9 protein-coding genes are annotated in these 11,791 nt (G+C 55.9%); 5 read left to right on the top strand and 4 right to left on the bottom strand.

What is annotated here, in order from left to right; genetic code table 11:
• Positions 1 to 22 precede the first annotated feature (22 nt).
• Positions 23 to 1,021, bottom strand: a complete 999-nt coding sequence (locus tag QP990_RS05775) for an NAD(P)H-dependent glycerol-3-phosphate dehydrogenase (RefSeq protein ID WP_023021677.1) — start codon at positions 1,019 to 1,021, stop codon at positions 23 to 25.
• Between the two features lie 162 nt (positions 1,022 to 1,183).
• On the opposite strand from QP990_RS05775, the gene QP990_RS05770 reads away from it, so the two are divergent.
• On the top strand, positions 1,184 to 2,182 hold the full coding sequence (locus tag QP990_RS05770; RefSeq protein ID WP_239208458.1) for a bifunctional NUDIX hydrolase/histidine phosphatase family protein: 999 nt from the start codon (positions 1,184 to 1,186) through the stop codon (positions 2,180 to 2,182).
• Between the two features lie 104 nt (positions 2,183 to 2,286).
• Here the strand turns inward: QP990_RS05770 and QP990_RS05765 are convergent, their stop codons facing one another.
• The 3 genes from QP990_RS05765 to leuC form a co-directional block, all read right to left on the bottom strand.
• Positions 2,287 to 3,165 (bottom strand): hypothetical protein, encoded by an 879-nt coding sequence (locus tag QP990_RS05765; RefSeq protein WP_239208456.1) that lies wholly within the window; start codon positions 3,163 to 3,165, stop codon positions 2,287 to 2,289.
• A gap of 201 nt (positions 3,166 to 3,366) precedes the next feature.
• Entirely contained in the window at positions 3,367 to 3,957 is a 591-nt protein-coding gene (gene leuD / locus QP990_RS05760) for a 3-isopropylmalate dehydratase small subunit (RefSeq protein WP_239208454.1), read from the bottom strand.
• Between the two features lie 21 nt (positions 3,958 to 3,978).
• Positions 3,979 to 5,400 carry a 3-isopropylmalate dehydratase large subunit gene (gene leuC / locus QP990_RS05755; RefSeq protein ID WP_239208452.1) on the bottom strand — a complete coding sequence of 474 codons (1,422 nt, stop codon included), beginning with the start codon at positions 5,398 to 5,400 and terminating at the stop codon, positions 3,979 to 3,981.
• Between the two features lie 52 nt (positions 5,401 to 5,452).
• Between leuC and QP990_RS05750 the strand changes: the two genes are divergently transcribed.
• The 4 genes from QP990_RS05750 (at position 5,453) to QP990_RS05735 (ending at position 11,701) form a co-directional block, all read left to right on the top strand.
• The gene (locus tag QP990_RS05750) at positions 5,453 to 6,136 is read left to right on the top strand and encodes an IclR family transcriptional regulator (protein ID WP_239208450.1); all 684 of its coding nucleotides are present in this window, start codon (positions 5,453 to 5,455) and stop codon (positions 6,134 to 6,136) included.
• 192 nt (positions 6,137 to 6,328) lie between these two features.
• Positions 6,329 to 6,622, top strand: coding sequence for a hypothetical protein (locus tag QP990_RS05745; RefSeq protein ID WP_023021683.1), 294 nt, complete (start codon positions 6,329 to 6,331; stop codon positions 6,620 to 6,622).
• Between the two features lie 216 nt (positions 6,623 to 6,838).
• Positions 6,839 to 9,490, top strand: a complete 2,652-nt coding sequence (locus QP990_RS05740; RefSeq protein ID WP_284798691.1) for a YhgE/Pip domain-containing protein — start codon at positions 6,839 to 6,841, stop codon at positions 9,488 to 9,490.
• A gap of 3 nt (positions 9,491 to 9,493) precedes the next feature.
• Entirely contained in the window at positions 9,494 to 11,701 is a 2,208-nt protein-coding gene (locus QP990_RS05735) for a YhgE/Pip domain-containing protein (RefSeq protein WP_239208446.1), read from the top strand.
• Positions 11,702 to 11,791: the final 90 nt, after the last annotated feature.

Here is an 11,791-nt window from a genome sequence, read left to right as displayed (position 1 = left end):
GCCCGCAGATTTTACCCTTGACCTACTCCGACTTCTTGGACCGACCCATCAGAGCGATGATCATATCTTCCACCGCCATGCCCTCGTAGCAGACACCATAAACCGCGTGGGTAATCGGCATCTCTACGTCTGCCTGCTGGGCTAGGCGGTAGATAGAATCACAGGAGTAGACGCCCTCCGCAACCTGCCCGTTGGTGGCGGCCTTGGCCTCTTCAATGGTGCCGCCTTGGCCCAGGCGATAGCCAAAAGTACGGTTGCGCGACAATGTCGAGGTACATGTTGCCACCAAGTCACCCAAGCCAGCCAAGCCGGAGAAGGTAAATGGATCCGCCCCCAACTCCACGCCGAGGCGGGTAATTTCTGCCAAACCGCGGGTAATGATGGTGGCCATGGTGTTATTGCCTAGTCCCTTGCCAGAGGCTATACCGCAGGCTAATGCGATGACGTTTTTGCAGGCGCCGCCGATTTCCGCACCAATAACATCGGTGTTGGTATACGGGCGCAAGTACGGCGCGGCCACCGCCGCCTGGACGCGCTTTGCGCGTTCCTCATCTGGGCAGGCGATTACTGTGGCGGCCACTTGGCCTGCGGCAATCTCTTTAGCCAGGTTCGGGCCAGAAAGTACCGCCACGCGGTCTGCTGGCACTCCCGCCGCATCCATGATGACCTCGCTCATGCGCTTGAGCGTGGTGGTCTCCACACCCTTGGAAATGGAGACCAAGGTTGCGTTTTGAGGCAGATGCGGGGCCCACTTTTCCACGTTGCCGCGCAAGGTTTGGGAGGGAACGCCGAATACGACGACCTCGGCACATGACAATGCTTCCACTTCATCATGAGTCGCCCGCACAGCCGCCGGTAGGCGGGTATCCGGCAAGTAGTCCGGATTAGTGTGGGTCTCGTTGATAGCTTGTGCCAACTCTGCGCGGCGGGCCCACAGGCGAACGTCATTTCCGGCATCCGCAAAGACCTTGGCCAAGGTAGTGCCCCAAGAACCGGCACCCATCACCGCAACATTAACCATGGTGTCTCCTCCAAACGTGCAAAGCAATAACCTCAACTTTAAAGCATGTCTGTCCGACCGTGTGGCAGGGATGCACACCGCGCCTAACCCGTGGGACAATGGGCGCTTAGACGTTGTTTAAATGAAGCCAGTTACTGTGGAAAGGCCCCGTGGAGGCAGACGATGCCCAATATTAAAAAGATGCACGAAACCGACAAGGATCAACAGCACGAGGAATTCATTTCCGGTCGCCATCAAGAAATCCCGGTGGATCCAGGCAAAGAATTCCACCGCACTACCCTTGCCGCCGGCGCCGTTATCTGGCGTGGTTCTCCGCAGGAACCGGAAATCGCGCTAATCCACCGTCCCCATTACGATGATTGGTCCCTGCCCAAAGGCAAGGTCGATCCCGGCGAGTCACTGCCCACCACAGCAGCACGGGAAATCCTGGAAGAGACCGGATTCAGCGTCCGGCTAGGCAAACTCATTGGCAAGGTAACCTATCCGGTCCAGGGGCGGACCAAGGTCGTCTACTACTGGGTCGCTAAGTATTTGGGCGGCACCTATTCCGCCAATAGTGAGACCGATGAGTTGCGCTGGCTGCCTATCGACGAGGCGCAAAATCTCTTGTCCTACGACGTAGATACCGCAGTGGTGGCTAAAGCCGCCAAACGCCTGCGCATCGCGCCGGCCACGCGCGTTCTTTATGTCCGCCACGCCCACGCGCATGAAAGCGGCAGCTGGGAAGGCGATGATAACCTGCGGCCGCTTGATAAGAAGGGGCGTCGCCAAGCGGAAATGCTGGTCCCGATGCTCAGCGCTTATCAGCCCACTGCCATTTACTCTGCGCTGCCCCAACGTTGCCAGCAGACAGCTGCCCCGCTTGCCGACGAACTGGGCAAGGACATCTCCATCAATAAGAACTTTGGCGACGAGGCTTGGGAAAACGACCCAGAAGCAGCCAAGAAAGCCTTCCGCCGCGTGGTAAACGAAGGCGGGGTGCCCGTTATTGTCAGCCAAGGCGGCACCATCCCCGGCATCATCGAGGACCTCGCCCCAAAGTTCCTTAAAAAGCCGGTGGACAAGCTGAAGTTCAAGAAGTCTTCTGTGTGGGTCTTGTCTTTCAACAACGGCGAGCTCACCGGCGCCGATTACCTGGCTAGCCCACTGCCGGTGCGCTAGTTTCCTAGTTCCTCCCCGACCAACAATTAAGGCCCTGCCTTCCATCTCATGCGGTGGACGAGCAGGGCCTTACTTGCGCAATTATCGTGCGGCTGCGGGGTTTTCTAACCGCGCAAGCCGAGCGTGCGACGGACGAAGAGGACCAAAATGAGGGTGTTCAGTGCTGGGAACAGAAGCATGCCGACGAAGGTAAAGCTCAACACTGCGTACAGGACGGCAATCAAGACGGCTACTAGGATGGTCACTCCGACATTCTTCTTCGCTACTTCGATGGAAGCCCCGAAAGTTTCGCCAACGGATAGCTCAGGGCGTGCGGCCTTAACAGCCGGCATCCAAGTAAAGAAGAAGGTGGCGAAAAGTCCCGGAATAATCAGGAGAACGAAGCCCAGGGAAATAACCAGCCACGAAAGCACATTCACCGCCATGAGACCGGCGACATTTTTAAAGCTCAGAAAGTCCATTATTTCCAGCGTCCCGGTATCAACCTGTTTATTAGCAGCCTTGTACCAGGTGCTAATGGACCAAATAAACACTAGGAACATGGCGATAATAGCTAAGAACATTACCGCAATTAACCCACCAGTAAGTGCGGCATCGGAACCCGAGCCACTATTGGCTAGGGCATCAATGGATGTACCGCTGCCTGCTAGGACGAGGGTCAACAGCAAATAGAGAATGGAGACAATTACGATCTGCACCAGTGGACCGAAAATCCACTGCGCCCAATTGCGGCCGAAGTAGCGGAAGCTATCCGCGATGACCTGAATGGCGTCTACGTCACGACCAATAGGGGAATCTTCTCCTTGGTAGGTGCTTCCAGCGTATCCGGGTTGCCCGAACTGTTGCTGACCGTACTGCTGCCCGTAGCCTGGTTGGCCGTTCGCGCCGTTTCCGTAGGGCGCAGATTCACTCGCAGGTCCGGGAGTACCTGGACCATTGTTTCCTGAATTAAAGGAATCATTATTCGAATAGGGATTGCTCATAGATTTAAAGCTAGGGGCATACTTTGTTATAGGAAACTGGAGCAGGTGATTGTTACCCTTACGTTACCAATTTTTACCCCCGCAGCTCCCCCAAGGTTTGTACTCAAGACTCATAGCCAAAAGCAAAGCACCCCCACCGCCCCTTCTTTAGAGAGGACTTTAGGGGTGTTGGCGCAAGTTCATCCCCAACCGCGCTCCCATCTATGGGGCGATAACAGAGGGCTTAAAGCCGGGGCGTCGCTTTTCATAGTCAGCGATATCGCCCTCGTTACGGAGGGTGATATCAATGTCATCGAGGCCCTCCACCAACCGCCAACGGGTGTAATCATCGATGTCAAAGCGGTAGGTATTTTCTCCCACCGTGACCGTTCGCGCTTCCAAGTCAACGGTGACCTGGGCTTCTCCTGATTCCAGCTGCTTCCAGATAAGCTCGATGTCCTCTTGTTCCATCAAACCGGTAAGAAGGCCGGACTTTCCTGCGTTACCGCGGAAGATATCTGCAAAGCGGGAAGAAAACACGGCACGGAACCCGTATTCACTCAACGCCCATACTGCATGCTCCCGGGAGGAACCGGTGCCAAAGTCTCTTCCTGCAAAAAGCACCGACCCATTTTTAAATTGCTCTTGGTTAAGCACGAAGCTTTCTTCGGGGCGCCAATTAGAAAACAGCCCTTCAGAAAAGCCTGTACGCTTAACCGACTTCAGGTAGCGCGCCGGAATGATTTGATCAGTATCCACGTTAGTAACGCGCAGCGGTACGCCAGTTCCGGTATGGGTTATAAATTTCTCCATTATCAATGCCTTTCTAAGCGCTTAATTCAGGTCAGCAGGACTAGACAGGTATCCGGTCACGGCTGTAGCGGCAGCCACCTGGGGCGAGACTAGGTGTGTGCGCCCACCTGGGCCTTGTCGGCCTTCGAAATTGCGGTTGGAGGTTGAAGCTGAGCGCTCTCCCGGCGCTAGTTGGTCTGGATTCATTCCTAGGCACATCGAGCAACCAGCGGTACGCCATTCGGCTCCAAACTGGCGGAAGATCTCATCTAAGCCTTCTTCCTCTGCTTGGGCCTTGACAGCTGCTGAAGACGGCACTACCAGCATCCGCGTATCTTCGGCGATGGTGCGGCCCTTGACCACACCGGCAGCGGCGCGCAAATCTTCAATGCGAGCGTTGGTGCATGAGCCGACGAATACGGTATCTATTTTGATATCGCGCAGCGGAGTCCCCGGCTGCAGGTCCATATATTGGAGGGCCTTTTCTACAGTGGCCGTTTCATTGTCGTCACCGCAGTCTTCTGGATCTGGAACACTCTCCCCTAATGGCAGACCTTGTCCAGGATTGGTTCCCCACGTAACAAACGGGGTCAAGGCAGAACCATCAATCTCAACGACGGTATCGAATTCCGCCCCCTCGTCGGTGGGAAGCGTCTTCCAATAGTCAACCGCAGCATCCCAGTCCGCCCCGCTGGGAGCAAACTCGCGTCCCTTCACATATTCAAAGGTGGTCTCATCTGGGGCGACCATGCCGGCGCGGGCTCCTGCCTCAATAGACATATTGCAGATAGTCATGCGCTCTTCCATGGACATCCTGCGGATCGCCTCACCACGGTACTCAATGATGTGACCTTGTCCGCCGCCGGTACCGATTTTGGCGATTATGGCCAGGATGAGATCTTTGGCGGAGACTCCCTCTTGCAATTCGCCCGTCACCTCAATCGCCATCGTTTTAAAAGGCTTCAAGGAAAGCGTCTGCGTGGCCATGACGTGCTCCACCTCAGAGGTGCCGATGCCCATTGCGATTGAGCCAAAGGCACCATGGGTGGAGGTATGCGAGTCGCCGCAGACAATGGTCATACCTGGCTGGGTGATACCCAATTGTGGGCCAACTGTATGGACAATGCCTTGCTGTGCATCTCCCATGGAATGCAAGCGCACACCAAATTCCTCGCAGTTCTTACGCAGGGTCGATACCTGGGTGCGAGAAACCTCATCCTTGATTTCCAAGAGGTTGCCAGACTTAATGCCTTGCGTGGGAACGTTATGGTCCTCGGTTGCCAAGTGCAGTTCAGGGTGGCGCAGTGTGCGCCCAGCCAGCCGCAGACCATCAAAGGCCTGTGGACTGGTAACTTCATGTAGTAGCTGAAAGTCAATAAAGATGAGGTCTGGTGCCCCAGCATCACCGGGTTGGACGACGTGATCGCGCCACACTTTTTCCGCCAATGTCAGCTTCTGGTTCATAAACATCTCTCCACACTTGAAATCTCATAATTTGGGACGTAGATTTCATTGTATGGGAGAGTATAGCGCAGTTTCCGGAATTAAAGTGTTGGATCGAGCAATGGCCATCATGATGGCCGCCGCCAACCACCCCTCCACCCTCAACGAACTATGTGAAACCACGGGCCTACCTCGGGCGACGGCACACCGGCTAGCCACCGCACTGGAAGCGCACCGCATCCTCGTTCGCACCCCCGAAGGAAAGTGGAAGGCCGGTCCAGCCCTCCCTGGCAACCGTGACCACCTACTGGAAGTGGCGGGTCCAATTATGGAGAAGCTGCGCGAAAACACCGGCGAGTCCATCCAGCTTTACGAGGTCACTGGAAATACCCGCACCTGTATTGCCACTAGGGAACCCGAGTCTGGCCTTCATAATGTCGTCCCCGTCGGACGCCAGCTACCACTTAGCTCCGGATCCGCAGCGCGCATCATTGCCGCCTATGTAGAGGTCAATATCGAAGACGCCTCGTTTACTCTCCAGGACATCGAAGCGGCAAGGAGCCAAGGGTATTCGGAGTCCATTGAAGAACGCGAAGCCGGGCTAGCCTCTATTTCTGCACCGGTTTTCGACGAAGCCGGAACTTTCCTGGCAGTCTTGTCCATTTCCGGATCTGTCGAGCGCTTCCAGCCATCACCCGCCCAAAAGTACGCGGATACCCTCACGGCAGCCGCTCGCGAATTGAGCAGCCAGCTTTAAGCTTCCCCTCGCCCCCCCACCATGCCCGTCTCTGCCCAATCCTTGCAGAGACGGGCAATGCCTTTTTCTACTCATTTAAAAAAAATTTGAGGAAACTCGCCGCCAGCTATTGAAACCAAACTGAAAATACGATTTAATGAAAATACGTTGAAAACAACGGGGACTAATCCCCGCCAGAAAGGACCAGTCATCATGACCCACACCACCCACGAGAACCACACCCACACCCACGGCACCGATTGCGGCCACGTATCCTTCCCACACGGCGACCACACCGACTACCTCCACGAAGGTCATATCCACCGTGAGCACGATGGCCACTGGGACGAGTGCGAGACCACCGAGCACGTAGAAGCCGAGGCTCACACCGACCACACTCATGGTGAAGGCTGCGGCCACGTAGCTATCCCGCACGGCGACCATGTGGACTATCTGCACGACGGCCACCGCCACGCCGCACACGGCGATCACTACGACGAGCACTAGTTGCAGCTCGGGGCTTAGCCCCTCATTATGCGCCGCCTCGGCCCTTCACCTTGTGGGTCCCGGCGGCCATTTCTATGTCTACCCTTCCGCTAAAGAGCGCCCCGAAATTCACACCAGAAACATATCTGCGAGCTCGACAGGACACACTCTCTCATTTCTGTTAAAACTGACAGTCAGACTATTAGTTCTTTCCGGTTGGGTGCTACGGTTCTTCGAGTGATTACTAGTTGGAAGATTTTTCTCCAAGATTTTGTCCGCTTGTGGCGGACCCCGCAGGTCTGGGTGATCCTTATTGGTTTGATGATCACCCCAGCCCTGTATTCCTGGGTAAACATCTCCGGTTTCTGGGATCCCTACGGAAACACAGAACACCTCAAGGTCGCCGTTGTAAATGAGGACAAGGGCGCCACCTCGGAGATGACCGGCCACTTAGACGTCGGCGGACAAATGATTGACAAGCTGCATGATAACGACAGGCTTGGCTGGCAATTCATGGACAGGCAAGAAGCCGAGGACGCCGTTAAGAAGGGCGACGTGTTCGCCTCGGTAATAGTGCCCGAGGACTTCTCGGCCGATTTCGTCAGCCTGTTTAAAGGTACGTATTCTCAGCCCACGCTCGAATACCACGTTAACGAAAAGCTCAATGCAATCGCGCCGAAGATTACTGATACCGGCGCTTCGACTCTGGATACCACTATTAGCACTACTTTCAATGAGCAGGTGGCAGATTCAGTGGCGACGGAGCTTAAAAATTCCGGTGGTGATTTAAGCCAGAAGATTAACCGTTCCGCGGGCGATACCGCGGATTCTTTTTCGGAAACCGCAGACACTGTAGCCAACTCGCGCAGCCAGTTGGCCGACGTTCACGCCACCATCGATGACGCACGCCCGACTATCGCGCAAGCCCGCGAATCACTCGGTACGGTCCAACAGACCGTCGATGACGCGCAGGCCGCGTTGAACGAAGTTAATTCCATTACCGCTGAGGTCCAGCGCGAGGTCACTTCTTTCTCCGATGACGCCACGGCCGCTTATGTGGAAGGAACGACCGCGTTGGCAGACGGCACTGCTTCTGCCAACGCTACCGTGGGCTCGGTATCTGGCAAGCTACGCGGTGCCCTCACTCGCGTCGATGCCGCTTCTGCTGGCGCAGCAGGCATCGTTGGTGAAGCGGATCGGGCTATTGACCAGCTCGATAAGCTCGCCTCATCTCCAGCCCTGCCCCCGCAGGTTTCCCAGCAGATTAAAGATCAGGTGGGAGATTTGCGTGAACGCAATAATCAGAACCGCGCAGTCCTCGGTGACCTGGACTCTCTCAACGGCGATACCAACGACACCATCGATTCGCTCAATAAGACAACGAGCTTGCTGGATAAGATGGCTGCCCAAACGCGCGATGACTCCCACGCGCTGCGCGATAATGTGGCCGAAGGCTTGCCCAAGCTCAATGCCGCGCTTTCCGACGTCACAGCTACCACCGGAAAACTTTCCGCCTCGCTCGAAAGCCAAAAGGCACTGGTGGGCCAGACCGATGGGCTCTTAGGCGGCGTCGACAAGCAGCTCAACCAAGCCCAACAGGTGGTCGAGCGCTTTTCTGTAGACCTCGATGGCATTGAACAGGGACTCCGGGCCTCCCGCAGCGATGTGCTGGCGTTGAGTAATACCGCCAATAACAATTCCATCCTGCAGTCAGTCAAGGGCCTCAATACCGACGAGGTTTCCTCCTTCCTTGCCTCCCCTGCGGAGATGGAAAGCCACGCCGTCTTCCCGGTGAAGCACTATGGCTCGGGCATGTCCTCCCTATTTATCAACCTCACGTTGTGGATCGGCGCTTTCATGCTGCTCATCATCTTCCGCGCTGAGGTAGACCCGCAGGGCCGCAAGAACCTCACCATCACCAAGGCGTACCTTGCCCGCTTCCTTCTACTCTCCTTCTTTGCCATCGCCCAGGCGCTCATCGTGTCCATCGGCAACCTTGCCATTGGAGTGGAGCATGCCAATGCAGTGGCTTATGTCGGTACCGCAGTCATCGTCGGCCTGTGCTATCTGAGCATTACCTATAGCTTGGTGTCTACGTTTGGCCACGTGGGCCGAGGCATCGCGGTGGTCTTTGCCTTCATCCAGATTCCTGGCGCTTCCGGCCTCTACCCGATTGAGATGACGCCAGATTTCTTCCGTGCGGTACACCCGTTCCTCCCCTTTACCTACGGCATTGACGCCATGCGAGAAACCGTCGGAGGTTTCTACGGTAACCATTACGCACGTGATCTCTGCGCCCTCATCGGCATGGCGGCGATTGCTTACCTCATCGGTTCGGTGATGCGCCGTGGCTTGTCCAACGTCAATATGTTGGTCAACGACGAACTGCGCAAGGGTGGATTGGTTATCAATGAACAGGTCCACCTTGTAGGAAGCCGCTACCGTTTCACCGATCTCCTCTATGCCTTGAACGACCGCGAGGCTTATCAACAAAGCCTTGAGAATAAGTGGGGCATGGCGCGCAGGAACTACTCTCAGTTGATGAAAATCACCGTGGCGGTGGGCATGGCGCTGGTTGTCGCTTTGGGTATCTACTCACGCATTAACCCTGGAGAAAAGGCCATCATCTTCGGCCTGGCCTGCCTGGTTACGCTCATCGCGGTGGGTGTTATCTGTTCCCTCGAGTACGTCAAGCAGAGCATCGCACATGATAACCGCCTGGCGGATCTTAGCGACGAGGAAATCCAGGAGCACCTCGAGCACCAGCAGGAACATCCAAACCGCTACCTCCTGGAAGATTTGGACGAGGAATCCGCACCTGCTGATACCACCGAGACCAAAGAAATACCCGCCGTTGAAGGCGATGACTCCGGAAAGGGCGGCGAGTAAGTCATGAAAAACATTCTGACCATCCTCCGCGATGACCTCCACGCCATTCGCACCAATGTAATGACCGCAGTCATTATCTTCGGTCTTGCTATCATTCCGTTGCTTTTTACCTCCTTCAACGTGCTGGCCAGCTGGGATCCTTTTGCCAATACCAACCAGCTCAAGATTGCTGTTGCCAGCGAAGATGAGGGACACGAAAGCGACCTAGCCTCATTGAAGCTTAATTTGGGCGATGAGGTGCTCTCGCAGCTCAGCCGCAATCACGATATTGATTGGGTCATTACCGACAGCGCCGATGCGGTCGAGGGAACAAAATCCGGTGAATACTATGCTGGCATCGTCCTGCCAAAGGACTTCAGCGCAGATCTGCTTACCTTTTATGTAGAAGGAACCGAGCCCAGCAAGCTCAATCTCTATACCAATGAGAAGAAGAACGCGCTGTCTACCAACATCACACAAAAGAGTGCGGACGGCGTCATTCAAAAAATCGACGAGTCCTTCACCCGCGTGGTATCTAACGTTGGTCTCGGCGTCGTATCCGATTTAGATAAATACCTCAACGAGGACGACACCCAGACGGCACTCAATAACCTTCACAACCGCATCAATAACGTCAGCACTCGCCTCGATGCGGCTTCAGGCACTGTAGGTGCCCTAAGCAATCTTGTCGATTCCACCCTCCCGCTTACGCAGGCAGCGGATAATATCCTCGCCGAGGCCGGCCGCCAGGCCACGGAGACGGACAATGCCCAAGGCGAGAACCCCATCGACATTCTGCGCTCCACCCTCAATGACTCTGCAGGTTCACTAGACGCTTCCTTGGCGGCTACAACACAAAGCTACGATGCGCTTTCTGCCCAGGTGGATGAGTTGCTCAATAACGCAAGTAACGCCACCGCACAAACGGCGCAGACCTACCGCAGCGCAGCTGAACGTGTAGATGAGCAAACGAGCGCCTTTGAGGGCGTACGCGCTTCCATCAAGGAGCAAGCCGATAAAGCGGCGCTGCCGGCTCCAGTCGCTGGCGGCTATAAGGCGTTGATGGGCCAGATTGATGCTTCTATCGCCCAGAGCAACGCGCTACATGATTCGTTGGTTTCGACCGCCGATGATATTGAGCAGGGCCGTGGTACCTCGCAAGAATCGCGCCAGCGCACCAAGGATGCCATCGCCAATGCGAAGCACGCCGCAGAGAAGGCGCGCACTTCCTATAACGAGAACCTCAAGCCCCAGCTGGATCAGCTCAACCAAAGCGTCTCTGTAGTGGCCGGCGATATTGATGCTGTTAAGCAGGACATAGCTGGTATTCGCGACTCGGTTTCTCAAGATAACGAGTCCCCACAGCAAAGCCTAGCCCGCGCCCGCGATACTACTGCTAGCCTTGCCGGCACCCTGCGAGAGCAAAGCGGCCGTTTCGCGGACATGGGACGCAAGATCGACGAGGTTCGCCATGGCGGCGACCTAAGCAAACTGGCCGATATCGTTGGCTCTGACCCAGAGCTACTCGCCTCCCGCATTGCTGCTCCTGTGGCTGTGGACCGTGAACCGGTCTATCCTGTGGCCGCCTTCGGCGTAGGCATGACACCGTTCTACCTCACCTTGTCGCTGTGGGTAGGTGCCCTCCTAGCGTGCGTGCTGGTCCATACCAACGCCGAACGCAAGTACTTGCGAAAAGACGAGAACGGCAAGTACGACGAAAGCGATTTCACCCGTGGCCAGGCATTCTTCGGTCGCTTTGCCACGCTCGCGTTGGTCGGTCTGGCTCAAGCCACCTTGGTGGTGCTTAGCCTCATTTTCTTCGTCCAAATCGAGCCTGCACACCCGTTCATGCTCATGTTCGCAGCATGGGTAGTCTCGCTAGTATTCATGTTGATCATTTACTCACTGGTCATCACACTCGATAGTGCCGGCAAGGCCTTGGCGGTATTGTTGCTTGTGATACAAGTGTCTGGTTCCGGCGGCGCCTACCCGTTGCCATTGCTGACTGAATGGTTCCAGAACGTCAGCCCTTGGCTGCCAGCTACTTATGCTATCGATGCCTTCCGCAGCGCCATTGCGGGCATCTACCATGGCGATATTTGGCGTGAGCTGGGCATGCTGCTGCTGTTTACCATCCCGGCATTGCTCGTCGGGCTCCTTATCCGCCGCGCCATGGACGCCTATCATAAGCGCCTACAAAAGGCGATTAAGAAGACGAAGGTGATGGCATAGCCAGCGCTTGGCGACGCCCTCCTTACACAGCCCAGCGAGCCGTTTCACGGCCCGTTGGGCTTCTTCCTTGCTGCGGTCTAGCGCAGGGCG

The sequence above is a fragment of the Corynebacterium sp. MSK071 genome (assembly GCF_030232125.1).
Classification (GTDB): Bacteria; Actinomycetota; Actinomycetes; order Mycobacteriales; family Mycobacteriaceae; genus Corynebacterium; species Corynebacterium kefirresidentii.
This window is presented reverse-complemented; position numbering and strand designations above follow the sequence as displayed.